Here is a 21,799-nt window from a genome sequence, read left to right on the forward strand (position 1 = left end):
CGATTTTATGGGCTTTACAGGCATTTATGCCAATACTGTAGAGGTAGATCTTCTACATGAGGAAAAGTCATGGTTTATTTAATATTGCCATGTTCAAAAATTGAATTTCGTAGTAAATAGCTTGGTAAAAGAACTCGAAATGGAAAAGAGTTTCTACGGAAATGGGACAAATTAGGAGTGTCCATGAAGATTAAGCCATTACCACCAATGAATAGCTTGATTGTGTTTGAGGCAGCCGCACGCCACCTTAGCTTTACACAAGCAGCAAATGAGTTAAATGTTACTCAAGGAGCGATAAGCCGCCAAATCCGCCAGTTAGAAGAGTATCTGGGCAAAGAACTTTTTACTCGTGCAAATCGAAATATTTCTTTAACACCTATGGGATTGCAATATTACCAAACGATTTATAGTGCTTTATTGGATGTTGCTCAAGCAACGGCTGAAATTAAGAAATGGCAGGGTGAACATCAAATAACCGTTGCAACTACAAATGCAATGGCTGCTCTTTGGTTATTACCTAAAGTGGCTACTTTTCAGCAAAATAACGAAGGGGTGGATCTAAGAATATTAACGACAGAAAATATTTTAGACTTACAGAAAATGGACTTTGATTTAGCTCTGTTTTATTGCCGAACTCCTCCCGTAGGAATGAAAGTCACCACGTTATTCCCAGAGGAAGTATTTCCTGTTTGTAGTCCAAATTATCTTGCTCAATTTAAGGATGGTACTCCTCCAGAGGAAATATTTGGCAAAGCATTACTTTATCTAGATGACTCTCAAAAGGATTGGATTACATGGGCTGAATGGTTTGAAGCCGTCAATTATCCTATGGTGAAACCTAAAAATAGAGTCAATATTAATAACTATCCAATGTTGCTCCAAGCTGCAATTAATGGTCAGGGAGTAGCATTGGCATGGGGCTCTTTAATTGATGATTATTTAGAAAATGGTTCTCTTGTTCGCCCGGTTGAAACTGTATTACGTACAGAAGCGAATTTTAGTATGTTAGAACCTTCGGATCGAGGACTGGTTCCCTCTAGTGTAAAACATTTTCGCAGCTGGTTATTAGAACAGTTGCCTGGACAAGTCGGGCAGAAAGGCTTAAATTAGCTTTTTATAAATTCATTAAAATTAAAAAGGGATCAATTAGATCCCTTTATTTACAGTAATCGCGATTCAAATGGATACAAAGTTAAAACTTCAGGTTCATTTTCAGTAATAAGAATTTGATTTTCAAGCTTAACACCTGAACCACCGTGTTTATGTCCCACGTAACTCTCTACACATATAACCATACCAGGTTCTAAAACACCATCGTATCCGTAATTATCCCATGCTTCTTTAAAATAGATACCGGGTGCTTCATCACATAAGCCCACTCCATGATAGAGGAAGGAATAGTGATTATATTCAGTTGGATCGTATTGTAGAGCTTGATGAGTCAGTTCTTTATAAGTTACCCCAGCTTTTAATAATTCAGTATTAAATTGAATCTGCTCATATGCCATTTGGTAAATCTTTTTTTGCTCGGCTGTTGGGGCTTTATCGCCACATAGCCATGTCCGCGAAGTATCAACACAAATGCCATAGGCGCCAATCATATCTGTATCAAAACCGACTAAATCACCATTTTGGATAACCCTTCCACTACATTCTTGATACCACGGATTACAGCGAGGACCAGAAGATAATAGGCGAGTTTCAATCCACTCACCTCCACGAGCAATATTTTCAGCATGTAAATATGACCATAAGCGTTGTTCAGAAATACCTGGTTCAAGATGGCTATGCATGACTGCTATGGCTGAATCTGTGGCATGGACTGCACAACGCATGGCATTAATTTCGTCTTCACCTTTAATGGCGCGTGCAAGTTCCATGATTACTTCACCATTTTCAATACTGAGGCCAAGGTGTTGTAATTCTCTAATCCCTTCATCATTACATTTATCGACAGCAATTTTTTTATTGCCTTGACCTAGTTCCAAAATGACCTCATAAATTTCATGTGCCCATTTTTTTACTTGTTCCTCAATACGGGATCCTGCGCAGAAATAAAACCATGAGATACATGGGCGAATTTGACTAACCACTTTAGAATGATCTGCTAAGAAATCACAGTGATCAAATTCCCACAACACGACTTTTCCTTCTGCGGAAACATAGGTATAGCGTCCAGCATTATGTAATAGCCACACCTGCATATTCGTCGTACCTGTTGCATAACGAATATTAATAGGGTCATAAAGCAAAATACCGGCTAATCCTTGTTGTTTTAATAATGCACAAATTCGATCTAAACGGTATTGGTGCATACGATCTAAATTAGGAAGTGTAAGACCAGCTTGTTTCCATTCCGATGTTGCTAAGTCGCCTGGTCCAATTTGATGCATATTTAAATGTTCAGGATGACGATTACCTATACGATTTTGAAAGAGTTGCTTACTATTCATGTTATATCCTTACATAATCTTTGTTATTGTCCATCAGTCATTACTATTAATACATAACTTCCGAATTGAATAGCGATTTTTTGGGTGGGTGATCATGAGTTAAAATCATGTTTTTAATTATTTTTTTGAATATAAGAAAAGGAGAGCAATTTAAAATTGCTCTCCTTATATTACCCATTGACCAAAGTCGAGATTAAACCTCAGCCTTTGTTTGGATTTCGGTTGAAGTTAGTGTAGTGGTAGAAAAATCTTCTTTTGCTTCTTCTGTTGGTGAGCTTGTAAGACCTGTTGAAACTTCTTTATGTAATGCTTTAAGTAATGCCCCACACATAATAGTTAACAGAATCAAGATTGGGAAACCAAACAGAATAACGGCAGTTTGAATCGCTTTTAACCCACCAACATAAAGTAGTCCCAAACTAATTGAGGTTACAAAAAGGCACCAAATGAGTCGAGTGCGAATAGGGCTATCTTTTTCTGAGCGAGTGTCAAGGAAACATAACACATGTGTGCCACCATCCTGTGACGTGACTAAATATGTAATAAGTAGCAAGCATGTTGTAATACTAAGGATCATCCCAAACAAACCATCATCAATTGCATCGTATAAAGCAAAGATGGCGAGGGTATTGTCTTTTTGGGTAGCTTTAACAATGGGTCCACCTGTAAATTCAGATGATGCTTGTGCTGTATCCGTCGTTTTAGAAGATGCGTCTGTTTGTATGTTTAAGTCTGCAGTTGCTGGAGCCTGCATTACCTGTGTCGTTTGTTGTTGCTCGAATGTATGACGAGCATTTTGCTCAACTTTAAGTGCGGAACCACCAAAGACACTCATCCAGATAAATGTCACTAAAGTTGGAACAATTAAAACGCCTGCAATAAGTTGACGAATGGTTCGGCCTTTAGAAATCTTGGCAATGAACATCCCTACAAAAGGCGCCCAAGTTGACCACCATAACCAATAGAATGCTGTCCACCAGTTTTGCCATTCAGAATCTTTTTGTGTATCACTCCATAAGCTCATGCTGATAAAGTTGGAAGAGTAGTTACTTAAACCTTCAATATAAGAATTGGTAATATAACGAGCAGGGCCGACACACATTAAGATCACGATTAAAATAATTGATAAAATAATGTTTAATTCTGAGATACGACGCATGCCTGTGCCAATACCACGGACGACAGAAATGGTTGCAAGGCTAGACAACAATACTAAAATAATAAATTGAGACGTGACATTAATACCTAAACCAAAAACCTTATTGAGGCCAGCATTAATCTGTAGGACGCCAAGTGCAAGAGTTTGAGAAATACCAAAAGTAGTAACAACAATAACAATAATATCGACTAAATTTCCAATGGGTCCATAGATGCGATTTCCAATAAGTGGATGTAAGATGGAGCGTAAAGAAAAAGGTAGTCCCTTACGATATGAGAAATAGCCAATTGCTAAAGCTGTAATACAGTAAACTGACCAAGCATGTAAGCCCCAATGGAAGAAGGTGATTTGCATTGCCATACTTGCAGCTTGATCAGTTAAACCCTTCGTGAATGGATTGCTGGCATAGTGATTCATGGGTTCTGCAACGCCCCAGAAAACTAATCCTACACCCATTGCACATGAGAATAGCATTGAGATCCATGCAAAGTAGCTATATTCAGGTTTGTCTGTGTCTTTACCTAGTTTAATTAGGCCATAACGACTGAACATGACATAGATAAGAAAGAAGCAGATACCAGTCACTGACAATAGGATAAACCACTTCATGTTGTGCAATAAAATATTTGATAAATAAGAAAAAATTTCAGCTGCTTTATCTGCGTATACAGCACAGAATAAAACAAATATGACTACTAATATTTTCGAAATCACAGATACGGCTGTGTTGGATTCGGAGATCCCTGTTGTACGCATAACTCCTCCTTGGATGCGTTACGTACAGCTAAACCTTTAGCTGTTGAATTTGTATATACAGAGTAATGAGGAGGACAAAGTTAGCTCAACCGATTTATTCTCACTAATGACTGAGTTTTTGTCATAGGTTGATTTATTTTTAATGAGATGGGATTAATTATTGAATAGCTCAAATAATTAATAAAAATTTAGAGAAATATAATAATGAAAATAGGGATGTAATCATCCCTATTTTTTAAATTAGTTCTTAAGTTTCAGTAACAAATTGATTATCTGCTTCCGTTAAACTTTTCTCTTTAGGTTTTTCAACAAGTTTTTGCTCCGTTTTACAAGAATCGGGACGAACATGTTCTGGCATCATGACCCAAGCTAATGGATCTTCCCTTAAGCTTTTTATCAGTGAAATACAAGTGATTCCCAAAAGAATTGATATCGGGAAACCAGCAATGACACAAGCCGTTTGAATAGCTGATAGTCCGCCAGTTAATAGTAGCCCTCCACCTATCAATGGAATGATTATGCTCCAGACTAGCCTGATAGCTACAGATGGATTGGTAGCACCATTGGAATCTAAAAAGCAGAGAACAAGTGTGCCTGAGTTAACTAGAGTAATTATATGGATAGCTAGTAATAGACAGAGCAAAGCACTTAAAAATACTTTTGTATTATGATCTGAAGCAAGATGATCAAAAAATACAAACACAGCTCGTGCCGGTTCCTTTTTAGTCGCTTCCGCAATAGTCATTTCATGAACGGGAGCTACTGGAGGAAGGGTTACCTGTGAAGTGGTCACAACAACTTCTTGAGCAACAGGTTGATGATTGGCTTTTTCAATTTTGAGTGCGGCGCCACCAAATGCAGCAATCCAGAGGAAAGTCAGAAGTGTGGGTGCGGCAAGTGAGCCTAGAATGACTTCACGAATCGTGCGGCCTCTAGAAATACGAGCAATGAAAAGACCAACAAAAGGTGCCCAAGTCATCCACCAAGGCCAGTAGTACGCAGTCCACCAGTTTTGCCAACCTGAATTTTTTTGCGCATCACTCCATAAACTCATACCTACAATGTTTTGTAAATAATCGCCTATTCCTTCAAAAAAGGTATTCAAAATATATTGAGTTGAGCCAATAAAAATAATAATAAAGACTAATAAATAAGAAATGATCATGTTGCCTTCAGCAATGATCTTGAAGCCTTTACTGATTGCAGATAACAAAGAAATGGTAGCTAAAGCACAAAGAATCACTACCATTAAGAGCTGAATTTTGACATCTACACTAATGCCAAAGGTGTGGTTGAGCCCGGTATTTAGTTCAAGTATTCCCATACTTAATGACTGTGAAATACCGAAAGCAGTAATTACGATGGTGATGATGTCAACGATATTACCTATTGGCCCATAAATTTTATTACCTATTAATGGGTATAAAACTGAGCGCATGGCAAAAGGTAAGTTTTTACGGTAAGCAAAATACCCTAAAGCAACCGCTACTAAACAGAATAATCCCCATGGATGTAATCCCCAATGAAAGAATGTCAATTGCATTGCCATCCGGGCAGATTCATCTGAAAGACCTTTGGTAAATGGATTACTTGCATAGTGGCTGATTGGTTCTGCTACCGACCAAAACATCAAGCCAATACCCATCCCACATGAAAAAAGCATGCAGATCCAGGCAATATTACTATACTCGGGTTTTTCGTCATCCTTTCCTAAACGAATATGGCCATAACGGCTCATACATAAATAGATGATAAATCCTAATAAGAAAGTTGCTAAAAGTAGAAGGTACCATTTTGCATTTTGTAATAAGGCACTTGATATCAGTTGAAAATATTCACCTGCCTGTTTTTCCTTAAAAATGCAGAAAGCAATAAAAATGAAGAGTAATAACTTTGAGACAATAGTAACAGTCGGATTAAGCCCTTTCATGACTCCTGTTGTTGTACGCATAACTACTCCTTGGATGCGTTTCCAACAGCTAAAAAACTATTAGCTGCTTAATACTAATAATACAGGGTAGTGAGGTGGGAGAAGATTGCTCAACTGATTTATTCTCACCGACTAGTGAGTTTTAGTCATGGGTAGCAATTATTTTTATAAAAATCGTAGTGTTTAAATCCATTTTTTACGTATGAGAAAAACTCATATATGCCTAGCTAAAAAGTCGTTTGTCGGAAGAATCGATATTTAACACAATCTCTAAAGAAATAGCAGAGTGTGCAAATCATCTCAACGCAGGGAGTTCTGCGTTAGTTTTAAATATATGGAGATCATCAGATGAATAGTCGAGTTAGCCAGCAATTAATTACGGTTCAGCAAGTCGATAATGTTTTGAATCCTATTACTGAATCAAATGGTATGCCAAATTTAGCATATACCAGTAGCGAATATTTTAATTTTGAACGTGACAATATTTTAAGTAAAACTTGGGTGTGTGTTGGGTTTGCTTCTGATTTACCTAAAAAGAGCTATGTGAAGCCTGTTAATTTTATGGGCATGCCTTTGGTAATGATGCGCAACCGTGAAGGGGAAATCCAAGTTTTCCATAACGTTTGTAGCCATCGCGGTATGATTTTGGTGCAGCAAGAAGGCACTATTGAAGGTGTAATTCGTTGCCAATACCACTCTTGGAGTTATGACCTAAACGGTAACTTAAAAGGTACTCCACATGTTGGCGGAATTAACCAACATAAAGATGAACGTTTTAAATGTGAAAAACATGGCTTAAAAGCTCTCCGTTCAGCAATTTGGATGGATATGGTATTCGTAAATATCTCTGGTGATGCACCAACTTTTGAAGAACATATTGCACCATTGGTTGAACGTTGGAAGCCTTTCTTGGGTGAAAACGACTTAGAACTTATTCGCACTAGCAAAGTAGGTTCAACTTTCGAGTTACCTGTAAAAAGTAACTGGAAACTTACAGTTGAAAACTATTGCGAAGCTTATCACTTACCTTGGGTACACCCAGCACTAAATACATATTCAAAACTTGAAGATCACTACAACATTATGTTTGAAGATCGCTTCGCTGGTCAGGGTAGTTATAAATATAACTTGTCAGCTACAGCGGGTACGCATTTACCCAAATTCCCAAGCTGGCCAGAAGATCAACTTCGTCATGCTGAATATGTAGCTGTGTTCCCGAACGTATTATTAGGTATTCAAGCTGATCATGCATTTGCAATGATGATTGATCCAATTGCTCCAGAGCAAACAATTGAAAAATTACGCTTGTATTACGTTGGTGATGAATCACTAGACGCTAAATATGATGCATGCCGTGAAGCAACTTTAGAATCATGGAAAGTTGTATTTGCTGAAGATGTATTTGCGGTTGAAACCATGCAAAAAGGTCGTCATTCACCTGGCTTTGGTGGAGGGGTTTTCTCTCCTGAGATGGATTTGCCAACACACTTCTTCCAGAAATGGTTAGCAACCCAAGCTAAAACAGCATTGGAGGCATAATATGCAACATTACCTCAACTATGTTGATGGCCAATGGCGAGATGCTTCTCGCCAATTGGAAGTTATCAACCCGGCAACCGATAAAGCTTTTGCAACAGTTGCTCGTGCAAGCATTGAAGATGCAGATGCTGCGATGGCAGCAGCTCGACGTTGTGCGAATAGCGGTGCTTTAACTGATGTACGTCCTGCAAAACGTACGGCGTGGATGTTAAAAGCAGCAGAAGCAATTCGTGAAATTGCTGAAGAGGGTGCATTAATCCTGTGCCGTGAAAATGGCAAAAATGTTGATACAGCACGTGAAGAATTTGATGAAGCAGCTCGCTATTTTGAATACTACGCGGGTATGGCAGATAAAATTGAAGGGATATCAGTACCTTTAGGTAAAGATTACGTTGATTTTACTTCATATATTCCGATGGGTGTGTCAGTTCAAATCGTACCTTGGAACTTTCCCGTCTCGATCTGCGCACGCTCATTAGCACCTGCTTTAGCGGCTGGTAATGCGGTTGTAATTAAGTCACCTGAAGTTTCACCTTTAGGAATGGTTTTACTCATCAAAGCTATTGAGAAAGCTGGCTTTCCACAAGGTGCAGTGAACTTATTGTGTGGTAAAGGATCAGAAGTTGGTACTCATCTGGTTAAACATCAAGATACGAACCAGATTGTTTTCACAGGCTCAGTACCAACCGGCCAACGCATTTTGAAAGATGCGGCTGAACGTGCAACACCTTCTGTAATGGAGTTGGGTGGTAAGTCAGCTGCAATTGCTTTTGCGGATGTTGATCTTGAGCAATTACTACGTAGCGTTAAAGTCGGCATTTTTTATAACTCTGGGCAAGTTTGCTCAGCGATGTCTCGCTTATTGGTGCACCGCAGTCGCTATGAAGAAGTTAAAGCAGCTGTAGTGAATCTTGCAGAGAGCCTAACTGTAGGTATTGGCGAAAGTAATGCCGATCTTACTCCAGTTGTATCTAAAGATCAGCAACAGCAAATTCTTGCCATGATTGATAAGGCACGTGAAGAAGGTGCCAATGTTTTAACAGGCGGAAAAGCCGCCGATCTAGAAGGTTACTTCGTCCTACCAACCATTATTGAAGCAAAAGATGACATGTCGATTGCTCAAGAAGAAGTTTTTGGTCCTGTAATGGTGATCATGCCTTTCGATGACGAAGACCAAGCTGTTGCTATCGCAAATGGTACGGACTTTGGACTTGTTGCAGGTGTATTTGGTGAAAATCTGAATCAAACACTTCGCGTAGCAAACCGACTTATTGCTGGTCAAGTCTTTATTAACGAATGGTTTGCTGGCGGTATCGAAACACCATTTGGTGGTGTGGGCTTATCTGGTTTTGGTCGCGAAAAAGGGCAGGAAGCCATCTACAGTTATGTTCAAACTCGCAATATTGGTATCCGTTTGAAACATAACGTGTAATTTGTAAGAAATAAGGGAAATAGACAAGATGAGAAAGTGGTTATGTATTGTCTGTGGCTGGATCTATGATGAAGCTAAAGGCTGGCCTGATGACGGGATAGCACCAGGGACAAAATGGGAAGATATTCCAGATGACTGGATGTGCCCAGAGTGTCAGGTTGGTAAAGCCGACTTCGAAATGCTCGATATTACTGATGTTGAAATCGAGGAAGTTCCGGTAGTAGCTGCAGCTCCAGTGATTGAACCTGTCGTTATTATTGGCAGTGGCCATGCTGGCTATCAAGTGGCTTCAACTTTACGTGCACAATCTCCAGACTTGTCTATTACCGTATTTACTGCTGATGACGGTGCCTTATATAGTAAACCAGCTTTATCTAATGCTTTAGCATTAGGGAAAGACGGCGATAGTTTGGTTCGTGAGTCTGCTCTTAGTTGGGAACAACGTTTAAATATCCGCGTTTATCCACATACGAAAGTAACTCATATTGACCGTGCCAATAAAAAGCTTCAAACCACTATTGGTGATTATCCTTACGGCAGACTAGTACTGGCTACTGGAGCAACACCAGTTGTAATTCCTATTGATGGTGATTCGACGGCGACATTAAGTGTAAATGATCTAGCGGATTATCGCCGTTTCCGTCAGCAATTATCAGATAAACAGCATGTCACAATTCTTGGGGATGGTCTTATTGGTTGTGAGTTTGCCAATGACTTAGCTGCACATGGCATCAAAGTTACAGTTGTTGGGCTTGGCAAATGGGCAATGGCACGTCTTATTCCAGAACCTTTAGGTCATGCTCTACAAAATGCTCTAAGCCAGTTAGGGGTGGAGTGGAGACTACAAAATAGTATCCGTTCTATTCAATCTGCAAATGGTCGTTACCAGTTAATACTCCAAGATGGTCAATCATTTGAAACTGACTTGGTATTAAGTGCAGTTGGTCTGAGACCAAATATTGCACTTGCTCAAGCAGCCGGTCTAGAAACAGCTCGCGGTATTTGTACTGGACTTGATCACCGTAGTAGCGATCCTGCGATTTTTGCTTTAGGTGATTGTGCCGAAGTGAATGGTCAATGGGCACCTTATATCAACCCAATCACTCAAGCATTACCAGCGTTAGTTAATAATCTTTTAGGTCAGTCAACTGCTGCGGATTTGAAATCGACACCAGTTTTAGTAAAAACACCAATTTTGCCACTATCTGTCTTGCCAGCAATGGGAACGGGTGAGTGGAAAGTGGAACAACATGACGGCGAGTTAGCTGCCGGTTTCTACAATGCACAAGGCAAGCTAGCAGGCTTTGCTTTACTTGGTCGCCAATTACAGCACCATCGTAGTGAGTGGCTTGAGAAACTAAATTCGTGCCCATCCACAGTTTAAGTTAAGGGAATAACAAAATGATTGCTTTACCAAATGATGATAGTACGTGTGGTTGGTATGCGGCATTGCCTCCAGCGGGGCCTATTAAAAAGTTAATCGGTCCACAAAAAGCTGACTATGCCATTATCGGAGCAGGCTTTGCAGGGTTAGCAGCAGCTCGAAGATTAGCTGAACTCAAACCGAATGCCCGTATTATTTTAGTGGATGCACAGCGTGTAGCTGAAGGCGCTTCAGGACGTAACTCAGGCTTTGTAATTGATTTACCACATAAATTTGCATTATCACATCCAGACCCTTCACATAAGCAAAAGTTATTGAGTCTGAACCGATCGGCAATTGCCCAATTACAAGGTTTGGTAGAGCGCCATAACATTGATTGCCAATGGTCTGCAGCTGGTAAATATCAAGGTGCTGTAGGTGAGCGTGGTGAAGCGCATCTCAATCATTTTGAGCACCTAATGAAAGATTTAGGTGAACCATATCGTTGGGTCGAAAAAGCAGAGCTTCAAAAAGTATTGGGTACAGATTTTTATAGCCGTGCGATTTTTACTCCTGGTTCATATTTGATGCAACCAGCAGCTTTAGTACGCGGTATGGGTGACAATTTACCAGATAGCGTTGAGTTATTAGAGCAATCTCCAATTCGTAGTTTGCAAAAAAGTAATAACCAGTGGCTTTTACAAGGTGATGACGGGTCAATCACAGCACCTAAAGTACTACTTGCGACAAGTATTTTTACGCGTGAATTTGGTTACTTGAAGAACCGTTTATTACCTGTCATGACTTTTGCGAGCTGGACACGTCCATTAACTGATCAGGAAATGAAAGTTTATCGTGGTGATTTAGATTGGGGACTTACTCCAGCCGACCATGCAGGAACAACCTTAAGGATGACTGCAGATCGCCGTATCCTAATCCGTAATACTTATAAGCATGTGCCTAAATATGGTGCAAACATAAATGATGATAATCGTCGCTGGATACAAGAAGATCACCGGAAGGCATTTTTAGGTCGTTACCCAGATTTAGCAAATGTTCCATTTACCCATACATGGGGCGGTGCTTACGCTATTTCCCGAAATTTCACTAACTTTTTTGGTGAGTTAGAAGACGGCGTTTTCGCGAGTGCTTGTGACAATGGCGTGGGGGCTGCATGGGGAACAATTTCAGGAACTCTATTAGCGGATTTAGTCGTTGGATCAGATTCTCAAGCTTTAAGAGATATCCAGTATGTAACTGGTATGCCTAGTTTAAATCCACCAGAACCATTCTTAGGTTTAGGTGTCAGAACACGTATTAGATTTGAAAAATGGCGCAGTCGTAGTGAATTGTAAGCTGGAGAAATAGATGAAAGAAGTAAAGTTAGTTGATAGTGCTCAACTTGATTTTAATTTACGTGGTGAAACACCAAACGGCACAGCTTATGTTGCTAGAGCATTAGGTGCTGATGTTTCTCCAAACATGGGTATCGGTTTTGCACGTTGGGAAGGTGCAGAAGTGAGTTGGAAATTACTTTATGACGAAGTCATTTTTGTAATTGAAGGCTGTTTCGAACTCACTGCCAATGGCCAAAAATATGAAGTTCGACCAGGTCAAATGTTATGGATTCCTGAAGGTACCGAACTGATTTATGGTGGGCATGCAGTATTTGGTTATGTAGTACATCCGGGTAACTGGAAAGAATTGCACGGGATTGCATAAAAGAAGCGATCCATATTGTTCAGGAAAAGAATGATGTGGGTCGCTTTATTCTTATGAGCACCTAGCCCTGAATTAGGGTTAACACGAATTAACGAAAATTTTAAATTTCAGGAGCTTCTCCTGAACAGGGAAGTATTGTCTGAAAAAAATAAGCAGAGAACAGGAAAGGTTCTCTGCAAATCTTCATTTAAACAAGGATTTGTAAATGAGCAAAGTCTATTTAACACTTGGATTTGGGTTGATTTCAGTTGGAATGGCATTACCTGCTTTTGCAGGAGTCACTTTCGGTGACCCTAAAAGTGATACGGGTGCTTTAACAATATCAGGTGCTTTACGAGGGAATTATCAAGATAAGGATTATGGTGAATCTGCATCAGACCAGAAAATAAAATTTGATGCAGCTATTTTAAGACTAGGTTATGAGTCACCTGACTGGTTTGGAAAAGTCGAATATCGTTGTTATCAATACGATACGTTCTGTGATTTCTCTACTTTGGTTTATGGCTATGCTGGCTACCATTTAAACTCAACAGATCATATTACTATAGGTGTACAACCAATTCCTTTTGGTCCAGGCCGTTTCTGGGATAGTAGCTTTTATGCTGGTATCAACAACACTATGGGTTTACAGGATGCTTCCAATTTAGGGGCAAACTATCACTTTGAATTACCGTCTGCAACTAAAGTGGATTTGGCTTATTTCGCAACCGATGGTGGTAATTATCACGGGACCAGCAAAGATTCAGCACGTTATACGGCTAATGTTGTCACCTCATCTGATCCACTCAAGACTGACCTAAATGAAAAAAATATGTGGATGGCCCGTGTAGATCAAGATCTTAAGTTTTTAAGTACAGATGATCTCAAGGTATCAGTAGGTGGAAGTTATTGGTATTCAGATATTGAAAATAAAAAAACCTCTGCTGATGGAAACCGAAACACATGGGCCCTATTTAACCGCATTAACTATAAAAATCTAAATGTCGTGCTTACTGGTGGGCGGCAGTCGATTAGTAATAAAGATGTATTGAGTCCAGCGAGCTCAACTTTTGGTTCTTTTGACGGCGAATATGATATTGCGAACAAGGGCTATTTCTATACGGTTGATACGAGCTATGTATTTAAGAATGTGAGAGATTCGCTCAATGTTACGCCGTATGTGGTTTTTAGTGGTTTTAACAAGAAAGAAAAGGGATTTGATGATTCACAGCGCAACATTGTTGGTGTGGCTTGGGACTATAAAAATGTTTCTTTATATACCGAATATGTGATGAGTAAAAACGACCCGTTTGTTGGTGGAAATGGTAGTTCGCTTGCAGCTGGTGATGATGGGGAGTGGAACAAACTTTTAAATCTAATGTTGATTTATAGCTTCTAAGAGTATGCACAGCCTTTTTCATTTATCGATATTTTCAGGAAGTTTAAAAGCTTCCTGAAGTCGTTTAGGGATAATAAATATGTCATCACCATTTATTAGTACATTCATTTTGTTTTTCTCACTGCTTAATCCATTTCTCATGAGTATCTATATGATCGGCCTAATTCGTCATACAGAGACTAAAGTATTTAATAAAGCTTTGATTCAAGGGGGGCTCATTGCATATGTGGTATTCCTCTTATTCGCATGGGGTGGAGAAGCAATTTTTAATCGGTATTTAAATGTTAGGTTTGAATCATTTTTGATTTTCGGTGGTCTGATTTTTCTAGTGATTGGTTATCGATATGTTTTTCAAGGAGCTGATACGATTGGTGAAATGCGAGGAGCGCCAGAGCATTTAGCGGGTACTGTAGCTATGCCATTTATGATTGGACCAGGAACAATTAGTGCAGCTGTAGTTACAGGAATGAGTATGTCTATTGTAGAGGCGGCTATAGTTATTGCTCTGGTGCTATTTCTGACTTGTAGTGTTTTGATAGCAATGAAGTTTTCTCATGATCACTTACGCTATAAACATGCCAAATATATTGATCGTTATTTCGATATTGTAGGGCGGTTAGCTGCACTATTAATTGGAACAATTGCAGTTGATATGATCGTAAATGGCGTTACACGGTTGATTGATAAAGTTTAAAAAAATAACAAGTCACAGCCAAAGTATTTTTGGCTGTGACTAATAAATCTAAGAAGCTAATTTTGCCTGATTTTGTGGGATATGATTTTTTCGAATTGAGAACCAGCAGATCAATGAGCCGAAGGTAACAGTTAATGCACCATACCAAAAATTGATTGTTAAATCGGAATTCAATACAAAAGCGGAAAATGCCGATGAGAAAATGGGTGAAAAATAAGAAAGCATAATCAATATAGGCATATTACCTTTGATAATACCAATATTCCACGCTAGATAACCCATAGAGAAAAAAACGGCATTGATAAAGACAAATAGATAGCCGTTAATTCCTTGAACCTGTGGTAGGTGAAAGCCTTGAGTAGAGATAGTAAGTATCCATAAGGCTATAGCTGTTAAGATAAAATAAAGCGAAACAGCATTAGTTCCATTACTTTGCTTTTTAGTATAGATACAATAAATAGCCCAAAGAATAGATGCTAGGAAAATTAAAAAGTAACTAATCGGATTTTTTGAAAAATTATCAATAAAGTTTAGATTAGGATGATAGTTAATTATAACTATGCCCGAAAAGCTTATAACCACTCCTAATATTGTCATTAAGTTTACTTTTTCTTCTTTTAATACTGCCAACATAATAATAATTAGAGTTGGCCACATATTAAAAATAATATTCATCTCAATCGATTTTTCTGATGAATTTGCTAGAGTAATTGAAAAGGCAAAACATAATTCAAAAACAACGAAAAGCAAGCTAGATAGAATAAGAAACTTCTTTGAAACCTTTTTTAAATCGGGTAGGCCATATGTTAAGAACAAAATAATAGCACTGAAGGTGTATACGTAAGTCACTGTATAGATAGGACCAAAACTTTCTGTAGAAAGCCTGAGTAAGCCAACTAAAGTGGACCAAAGTAACAAAGCTGAAACACCGATTAAGGTTGATATTTGGCGGCTCATACGATAGACCCGATTAAAAAATTAATCATAATTTTTAAATGGGCACTTTAATAGTTAGTCGAGCACGATAAATAATCATGAGTTAATGACTTTTTATCATTATTAAAAATAGATAATGAAAATACTTAAAATATATTTTTTATAATTTAATTATTGGTTTTATTTTTTTTAAGTGTAATAAGCATCACACCAAAAATATTAAGAAAACAACCTAGCCACTGAATTGTATTTAAATGCTCACCTAAAAGAAATACTGATAAAAGAATAGCAACAATCGGACTAATGGATGAAATAATAGCGGATTGTGTTGCTCCTACGTACTCTATACTCAATATTAATAAGAGCGTAGGTAGAACCGTAACGAATAAACCTAAACAGATTCCGTACCAAATAACTTGTAGAGGCAAGGTTGTAAGCAGTTGTATAGGATGAGTAGTTGTAGCTATAAAATGAATAAGGGTTCCTATACAAGCCGCTGATAGAGATAGGCCAGTCAAGTTCCACGAACCAAATTTTTTAATTAACGGCGGGGTAAGTAACAGGTAGCAAGCAAAAGCAACAGCACTAGCAAACACTAAGCTTGCTCCAAACCAGAAGTTATGTTGGTCTGGAAGCATTTTTTGCTCTTGAAGCATAACAATGACTGTTCCACCATAACTTAAGATAAGTGCAAATATTGTTTTTGAACTTAGTTTTTGCTTGAGGATAAAACTCGACGCCAATACGGTCATGGTCGGATATAAGAATAAAATAATTCTCTCTAGTGACGCCGTAATAAACATGAGCCCATAGAAATCAAGCCAGCTAGAAATGTAATAACCTAATAAACCAACTGAAAGTAAATATAGAATATCTCTTAGCTTGATATTGCGATTTTGACGGCGACAAAACCAACAGATAAGTAAAAAGAAGGGTAGAGCAATACCCATGCGGATAGCCATTAGAGTAATGGCATCTAATGAGGGGCTAAGAGCATAAGCTTGTTTAATAAAAATGGCTTTACTGCTAAATAGAAATGCAGAGATAAATGCAAACAAGGAACCAAGTTGAATTAAAGAAAAATTGAGCTTCATGGAACCTTGCTGCATTAATAAAGATAGTTTTTGGAGAGGGTTTAGGCTTCTGAATTTTCTTTTGATGCTAAAATTTTATAGTAAGCAACATCATAGACGGCTTTCTGGTAAGCCTCATAAGAAGCTTTGCTGATCACAACAGCAGATTGCCGACCTCTGCGAGTAATTTCTACGGGATGTCCAGCGACAGCTTGATCCATAATCATGGTAAGTTGTGCTCTGGCATTTGAATAATTCCACTGATTCATTTGTAGTTCTCCCTGATTAATACAGCATCAAGATAGGTGAAATGTACGATTCGCTTCAACGGATTTATTCTCAAGGATAAGTGAATTTTTATCATGGGTGGATGTGGCTTTGTGAAGTGTTTCTTGATATAGATTTTTTTTATGAAATTGATATGTAACCTCAAAAATCTGTAACCTTTTCAATTTTTTCAAAAGGTTACGCCTTGAAAGCCTTGCACTGTAAGCTTGTAACCCCAGTAACCTTTGTAACCTCTAAAATTTAGCTGTTTCTTAAATTAAAGTGAGAAAATAGGTATTGATACAAACCTACAGCCAAGACAGTAGCAATATTTTTGTATCATGGCTTGTATCATTGAAAGTTTTTAATTTTTTAAATATTTAATTATCAATTAATTAGTAAGTTGTTTGGTATTGGATATACCTACCAAGACATTAAAGTCATATAAGCTCGAATAGCTTTAAATGACTTAAAAAGCCCTGAACTATAATGGTTTAGGTTTTTTTTATTGGTTTATATAAAGTTATGTTTTAAAAAGTTAGACAATCCTCTTAAATCATCTAATTTTAAATAAGAATTTAATTATATACATTTTTAGTATAGTGCTATGAAATGAAGGTTAGTAAATGACTTATTAGGATAATTTGTAGAAAAATCAATAATAAAGTTCTAAACTAGTTTTTTATATTAAATTAGAAATTTATGAAAATTTTAAAATATGTATTATGTAGTTTTATTTTTTTATCGGGATGTAGCAGTTCAGACTCTACTGACAGCGAGGTAAAAAAAGAAGAACAAAGTAGAGTGAGTGTTGAACAAGGGACTCAGAATTCATCAACTAATAATGAAATAGCAATACCGATGCTTAAGAGTGGTTATGATGGTAAGTATTTTTTAGTAAGTGATGAAAAAAAGAAACATAGGCATATAATTATTTATCGCAGTGTTTGGAAGGACGAAACTGTTTTTTCTAAAGATGAGATTGATTGTAAAACAAGAAAATATAGAAGCTTAGGTGAGGGGACGAATAGTTTAGATGACTTAACGATTTATCCAGAAAAGAGTAAATGGGTAGACATCACCGAGGGTGGAAGTAGTGAAGATGTAGTGGATTTTATTTGCTCTAGAAAATAATAATTTTTAGAGAAATTACTTGCGTTAATAGTTTAATAGATGAGATTAATAAATAAAATGACAACTAATATTTAGCTGTCATTTTTTCAGGGTTTACAGTTATAAAATTTACTTAAATCTATTAAATAAAAAATTATCCTGCGATTTCTTTCAATCTTCTCCATGAGGAATTATTTTTAATGGTTGGTTTGACTGTGATTAATTTATCTAATATTTTTTTTAGGTAATGATCATAATGTTCGATTCGTGAGCCTATTACTTTATCTAATAGTAAAAGAATTTCTTCAGGATATTTTTCTAAAAGAAAAACTTTATCATCTTTTATTAATCGATATAGAAATAAAGAGCCTGTATCTATTTTTCCTAAATAAGGTATTATATGCCTATTGATATCTATAAATTCATCAGATGTTTCTAATATTAAATTTAGCATTCTTTCGGAAATTCTTGAACTTTGAAAAATTAATTCTTTAGGCCAAATATTTTTAATAAAATATCGACCAAAGCTCAACCAGTTTTTTTCTTTAGTGATTATTTGATTTAACGTCCATAATGAATGAGAAAGCATATCATTATCAAAACTACGAATTAGATTTCTTAATTCAAGATCTGAGTAGTATTTAGACGAAGAGTGTGACCAATAGCTTAAAAGAACAATATATGTAGCTAAGTTATATTTTAGCTTTTCATTACCCAACCATTCAGGTTTTTCTTTTACTAGTTGAATAACATAAGGCTTTATTTTTAAAGATGTATTTTTAAAAGGTGTAGTATATATTAATCCATGCCAAACAGGTTCACTTAATGGATTTTCAATATTTAAAAGTGGGATTAAATTATATTCAGCCCATTTTTTATAATTAGTAAAAATAAAATTAAAACGATATGCAATCATCACTGCGGCATGATCAGCTCCTTCTCCCACACTTTTTAATGCTAATTCAAATCTAGAAAGATAGTTACTTTTACAAATTTTTGGATCTAATTCCCAAATATTAAAGGTTAAAAATATTGCATTAACCAATTTACCTATAGGAGAATCCCTAGCATATTCTAAAGTTTTTCGGGATTTTTTGATAATTTTTCCACCTCGTATAATATCCCCAAATGAACTTTTCGTTGCTTCTATTCCCATAGTGTTTAAGGTATTAAATACATAATCCCAAATTTGCCAAAACAATGCTTGATCTGAAATACATGTATATACTAGTTTTTCATTAATCCATCTAGATAAACAAAATCGACAAGTAAAAATTATTTCAGGAGGTAAAAGTAATATTGTCTTAGCGGTATTTATTTTTTCTTCTAGAGTGGCATTTTCAGGGAAGTTATAAAATAATTGTTGCCAGAAATTTTCTCTTAAATTATTTAACTCAAGTTCTTTTAGAAGTAAGTTAAGAGTATAAGATATATCTCTTTGAATTAAGCCAATGAATGGTTTATTCTGCTCCAGAAAAACACTTCTATCATTCTCTATTTTTTCTATTTTATCAAATAACTCTGTTGAATTGCTTATTAGTCTTAAATCTAACATTTCTGCAGATATGTTAGTTTTTATAAGGCCTGCAATAGCATTAGGAGAATAAGGTTCTTCATCTAAAAAACTTTCTTGCCATTCATCTGATGTTTTGATTTTTAATAAATAATTTTTAGAAGATTCAGATAGTCCTGTTTTTGTATTTTCAATTTGACTTAATAATCTACCAATATGATAAATTTTACTTTGTTCAAATCTATCTTTTTCAAAATATTTATTATATGGATAATATTTTATGATCTTATCTTCAATTTTTAAACGATCTTCGTTTGATATATTATCCCATTTTTTAGAAATAAATTTAAATAAATCTGCTTCTAAAATAGAACTCCAAAAAAGATCATCAGAAAAGTTTTGTATATTTTTACCAATATTATAAGATTGAAGACTTTGAGAGTATGTCCAGATAAATAATCTTAAACGATTAAAAATATATGAATCATCTCTTGGCCATTCTTTAGATAGTCTATGAATTTCTTTTTCATTTATCTGGATCTGCTTATGAATTAAATAGCTTAACCAAACAATAATTTTTCCTGTATTTTCATAGGTGTTTTGCATTTCATTATCAAAATCCTCAAGAGTTATTACAGGATATTCGAAATTCAAAAATGAACTAATTCTTAATGAGGAAAATTTAATTAAATTTATATATTTTATTAATGATTTTGTAAGGATATTTATAACACTTATTAGTGAACTATTATTAACTTTTATGGAATCATGATCAAAACCGATAAATTGAACACTAAAATCTATATTTAGATTTTGTTCCTCTAAATTATTTGAATAGTAGCTATTTGGGAAGTTGTTGTTTATTTTAAGTGTTGGTTCAAGCAGTGATTCAAGATCCCTTAAATTTGATTCATTAAAAATATTATTATTTCTTTCTACTAGAAATTTTAATTGATACCAAGTTATTGTAGGCTGTCGCTCTAATAATTTTTGGCTTAATATTAAATTTTTAAAAAATATTATTTTGTACTCAGGAAGTTTATTAATATTATCACTAAATTTTTCTTCAATTTCACGGATTATTAATGGGTGTAGATTGTATTGTTTAGCTACCCAAGATATAGCCATAGGTTGTTCAATAACTTTTACAAACCATCTAATCAGGCTAGTAATTCTTGAATTAACATAGAACACTTTTTTATATTCTAAATTTGACATTCTTTCTCTTAAATTACATGAGGGGTCAATATTTAGGCTATCAATGAAGTCTTCTCCAATATCATTTTTCAAGTGATCAGGAACTAGTTCTATTTCTGGGCGATTTAGATCAGAATCAATACCGTATAAATCAATTGGATCAAATAAATATTCATGACCTGTCTCATCTTTTACTTTTTTATTTTTTCCTAATCTTATGTATTTATCAAAAACATATATCCATTCTGCACTTGGGGCCGGTTCAAAAAGCTGAAATTTATTTGCACCTTTTTGTGTTGAAATAAAATTAGTAACTTGCCCTCTTTCAAAAGCTTCTAAATCTTTTGGGCTTTTCTGGCTAAGTTCAAAAATATACTCATTCCATTTATCTTCATCACCAGCATATTTTGCCCACTCTGTAATGGTATTCCATAGATCATTATGATCAGGATATGAGATACCCACAGCACCAAGTTGTGACCATTTTTTATCGATCTTACTTTGCTCACCTCTTTCAAATGCATAAATTCTATTTTTACTACTCACATTTTCAGAGTTTAGGCCCTCTAGTAAATAGCGAACCAAAGTATCATCGCCTGAATAACCAATTAATACGACTGTACGGCGTGTCAGTAGGTTTGATAAAAAACGCGTTGCCCAACCATGCGATAAATATGCGCTCCCAAAATCCTGAGATGAAATAATAAGATTATTAGGTTCATTTTTCTTTGGGTCTATCCACTTACCATGTAGGTAAACAATACCTGATAAAGCTTCTCTAGATTGTAGATCGGGTAAATAGGGGGGAACAAATGTTTTTATTTTCTTATCCACTTTTTCAAAAAGTAGATCAAAGTTTGTTGTTATAAGAAATGGTTTCTTCTCTTCGTTGATTGAAAGCTTTAAGAGATTTTCATGATTGGTTAGTAATGGAGTCTTTGTAAGTTTTAGCTCATTTAATAAAATAGAATCAACATTTTCATTACCATAAGTTCTTTTTAGAGCTGCAAATGTTCGATCAAATTGATAATTAGATAGCAATTGTGAAATTTCATTATACTCATCATCTAGTGCATTTAATTTTTCAGCAACTTTTTTAGTTAAACTATAAAAAGTAGGTAATCCAGCTGGAACTGATACTCCAGCACCACAAAAGAATAGAAGTTCACCTTTTTTCTGTGCTTCAATTAATTCATTCGGGATATTTGGACCAGTTTTAGTAAAGCGCATATTATTTCCCCGTTATGATTGATATTTTTATTAATAAAGTTATG

16 protein-coding genes and 1 pseudogene are annotated in these 21,799 nt (G+C 36.1%); 10 read left to right on the forward strand and 7 right to left on the reverse strand.

The annotated features are described in order from the left end of the window. Positions 1–183 precede the first annotated feature (183 nt). A complete protein-coding gene (locus KTH84_RS07460; protein WP_202742954.1) occupies positions 184–1,110 on the forward strand; it encodes a LysR substrate-binding domain-containing protein in 927 nt (308 codons plus the stop codon). Between the two features lie 50 nt (positions 1,111–1,160). On the opposite strand, the gene KTH84_RS07465 is transcribed toward KTH84_RS07460, so the two are convergent. From KTH84_RS07465 to KTH84_RS07475, 3 genes are all read right to left on the reverse strand, one after another. Next, entirely contained in the window at positions 1,161–2,453 is a 1,293-nt protein-coding gene (locus KTH84_RS07465; RefSeq protein WP_262472720.1) for a M24 family metallopeptidase, read from the reverse strand. 193 nt (positions 2,454–2,646) lie between these two features. After that, positions 2,647–4,368 (reverse strand): BCCT family transporter, encoded by a 1,722-nt coding sequence (locus tag KTH84_RS07470; protein ID WP_262472722.1) that lies wholly within the window; start codon positions 4,366–4,368, stop codon positions 2,647–2,649. Positions 4,369–4,615: 247 nt separating this feature from the next. After that, on the reverse strand, positions 4,616–6,319 hold the full coding sequence (locus KTH84_RS07475; protein ID WP_202742951.1) for a BCCT family transporter: 1,704 nt from the start codon (positions 6,317–6,319) through the stop codon (positions 4,616–4,618). Positions 6,320–6,646: 327 nt separating this feature from the next. On the opposite strand from KTH84_RS07475, the gene KTH84_RS07480 reads away from it, so the two are divergent. The 8 genes and pseudogenes from KTH84_RS07480 (at position 6,647) to KTH84_RS07515 (ending at position 14,426) form a co-directional block, all read left to right on the forward strand. After that, on the forward strand, positions 6,647–7,837 hold the full coding sequence (locus KTH84_RS07480) for an aromatic ring-hydroxylating oxygenase subunit alpha (RefSeq protein WP_202742950.1): 1,191 nt from the start codon (positions 6,647–6,649) through the stop codon (positions 7,835–7,837). Position 7,838: 1 nt separating this feature from the next. Continuing rightward, positions 7,839–9,269 carry an aldehyde dehydrogenase family protein gene (locus tag KTH84_RS07485; RefSeq protein WP_202742949.1) on the forward strand — a complete coding sequence of 477 codons (1,431 nt, stop codon included), beginning with the start codon at positions 7,839–7,841 and terminating at the stop codon, positions 9,267–9,269. Between the two features lie 28 nt (positions 9,270–9,297). Beyond that, positions 9,298–9,459: pseudogene (locus tag KTH84_RS07490) on the forward strand (rubredoxin); the annotation flags it as partial. Beyond that, the gene (locus KTH84_RS07495) at positions 9,448–10,653 is read left to right on the forward strand and encodes an NAD(P)/FAD-dependent oxidoreductase (RefSeq protein WP_262472786.1); all 1,206 of its coding nucleotides are present in this window, start codon (positions 9,448–9,450) and stop codon (positions 10,651–10,653) included. The pseudogene KTH84_RS07490 and the gene KTH84_RS07495, both read left to right, overlap by 12 nt. A 17-nt stretch (positions 10,654–10,670) precedes the next feature. Then, entirely contained in the window at positions 10,671–11,987 is a 1,317-nt protein-coding gene (locus KTH84_RS07500) for an NAD(P)/FAD-dependent oxidoreductase (RefSeq protein WP_262472726.1), read from the forward strand. Between the two features lie 13 nt (positions 11,988–12,000). Continuing rightward, positions 12,001–12,354 (forward strand): ethanolamine utilization protein EutQ, encoded by a 354-nt coding sequence (locus KTH84_RS07505; protein WP_202742946.1) that lies wholly within the window; start codon positions 12,001–12,003, stop codon positions 12,352–12,354. A 205-nt stretch (positions 12,355–12,559) separates the two neighbouring features. Continuing rightward, positions 12,560–13,732, forward strand: coding sequence for a hypothetical protein (locus KTH84_RS07510; RefSeq protein ID WP_262472731.1), 1,173 nt, complete (start codon positions 12,560–12,562; stop codon positions 13,730–13,732). A gap of 79 nt (positions 13,733–13,811) precedes the next feature. Continuing rightward, positions 13,812–14,426, forward strand: a complete 615-nt coding sequence (locus KTH84_RS07515; RefSeq protein WP_003650503.1) for a MarC family protein — start codon at positions 13,812–13,814, stop codon at positions 14,424–14,426. A gap of 48 nt (positions 14,427–14,474) precedes the next feature. Here KTH84_RS07515 and yddG read toward each other — a convergent pair whose 3' ends face one another. The 3 genes from yddG to KTH84_RS07530 form a co-directional block, all read right to left on the reverse strand. Further along, positions 14,475–15,383, reverse strand: a complete 909-nt coding sequence (gene yddG / locus KTH84_RS07520; RefSeq protein WP_262472735.1) for an aromatic amino acid DMT transporter YddG — start codon at positions 15,381–15,383, stop codon at positions 14,475–14,477. Between the two features lie 146 nt (positions 15,384–15,529). Further along, positions 15,530–16,456: a DMT family transporter gene (locus KTH84_RS07525; protein ID WP_262472737.1), complete on the reverse strand. Its 927-nt coding sequence runs from the start codon at positions 16,454–16,456 to the stop codon at positions 15,530–15,532. Between the two features lie 41 nt (positions 16,457–16,497). Further along, positions 16,498–16,704 (reverse strand): type II toxin-antitoxin system Phd/YefM family antitoxin, encoded by a 207-nt coding sequence (locus KTH84_RS07530; protein ID WP_262472738.1) that lies wholly within the window; start codon positions 16,702–16,704, stop codon positions 16,498–16,500. Positions 16,705–17,404: 700 nt separating this feature from the next. Here KTH84_RS07530 and KTH84_RS07535 point away from each other — a divergent pair. After that, on the forward strand, positions 17,405–17,836 hold the full coding sequence (locus KTH84_RS07535) for a hypothetical protein (protein ID WP_262472739.1): 432 nt from the start codon (positions 17,405–17,407) through the stop codon (positions 17,834–17,836). Between the two features lie 133 nt (positions 17,837–17,969). Here the strand turns inward: KTH84_RS07535 and KTH84_RS07540 are convergent, their stop codons facing one another. Beyond that, on the reverse strand, positions 17,970–21,755 hold the full coding sequence (locus KTH84_RS07540; RefSeq protein WP_262472741.1) for an SIR2 family protein: 3,786 nt from the start codon (positions 21,753–21,755) through the stop codon (positions 17,970–17,972). Positions 21,756–21,799 lie beyond the last annotated feature (44 nt).

The organism is Acinetobacter sp. WU_MDCI_Abxb74 (genome assembly GCF_025513915.1).
Lineage (GTDB): Bacteria > Pseudomonadota > Gammaproteobacteria > Pseudomonadales > Moraxellaceae > Acinetobacter > Acinetobacter calcoaceticus_C.

Bases quoted from the DNA above. Each gene is read 5' to 3' on its own strand.
- KTH84_RS07460 (WP_202742954.1), top strand. From the start codon at position 184: ATGAAGATTAAGCCATTACCACCAATGAATAGCTTGATTGTGTTTGAG.
- KTH84_RS07500 (WP_262472726.1), top strand. From the start codon at position 10,671: ATGATTGCTTTACCAAATGATGATAGTACGTGTGGTTGGTATGCGGCA.
- KTH84_RS07535 (WP_262472739.1), top strand. From the start codon at position 17,405: ATGAAAATTTTAAAATATGTATTATGTAGTTTTATTTTTTTATCGGGA.
- KTH84_RS07475 (WP_202742951.1), bottom strand. From the start codon at position 6,319: ATGCGTACAACAACAGGAGTCATGAAAGGGCTTAATCCGACTGTTACT.
- KTH84_RS07495 (WP_262472786.1), top strand. From the start codon at position 9,448: ATGCTCGATATTACTGATGTTGAAATCGAGGAAGTTCCGGTAGTAGCT.
- KTH84_RS07530 (WP_262472738.1), bottom strand. From the start codon at position 16,704: ATGAATCAGTGGAATTATTCAAATGCCAGAGCACAACTTACCATGATT.
- KTH84_RS07470 (WP_262472722.1), bottom strand. From the start codon at position 4,368: ATGCGTACAACAGGGATCTCCGAATCCAACACAGCCGTATCTGTGATT.
- KTH84_RS07465 (WP_262472720.1), bottom strand. From the start codon at position 2,453: ATGAATAGTAAGCAACTCTTTCAAAATCGTATAGGTAATCGTCATCCT.
- KTH84_RS07480 (WP_202742950.1), top strand. From the start codon at position 6,647: ATGAATAGTCGAGTTAGCCAGCAATTAATTACGGTTCAGCAAGTCGAT.
- KTH84_RS07525 (WP_262472737.1), bottom strand. From the start codon at position 16,456: ATGAAGCTCAATTTTTCTTTAATTCAACTTGGTTCCTTGTTTGCATTT.
- yddG (WP_262472735.1), bottom strand. From the start codon at position 15,383: ATGAGCCGCCAAATATCAACCTTAATCGGTGTTTCAGCTTTGTTACTT.
- KTH84_RS07510 (WP_262472731.1), top strand. From the start codon at position 12,560: ATGAGCAAAGTCTATTTAACACTTGGATTTGGGTTGATTTCAGTTGGA.
- KTH84_RS07540 (WP_262472741.1), bottom strand. From the start codon at position 21,755: ATGCGCTTTACTAAAACTGGTCCAAATATCCCGAATGAATTAATTGAA.
- KTH84_RS07515 (WP_003650503.1), top strand. From the start codon at position 13,812: ATGTCATCACCATTTATTAGTACATTCATTTTGTTTTTCTCACTGCTT.
- KTH84_RS07485 (WP_202742949.1), top strand. From the start codon at position 7,839: ATGCAACATTACCTCAACTATGTTGATGGCCAATGGCGAGATGCTTCT.
- KTH84_RS07505 (WP_202742946.1), top strand. From the start codon at position 12,001: ATGAAAGAAGTAAAGTTAGTTGATAGTGCTCAACTTGATTTTAATTTA.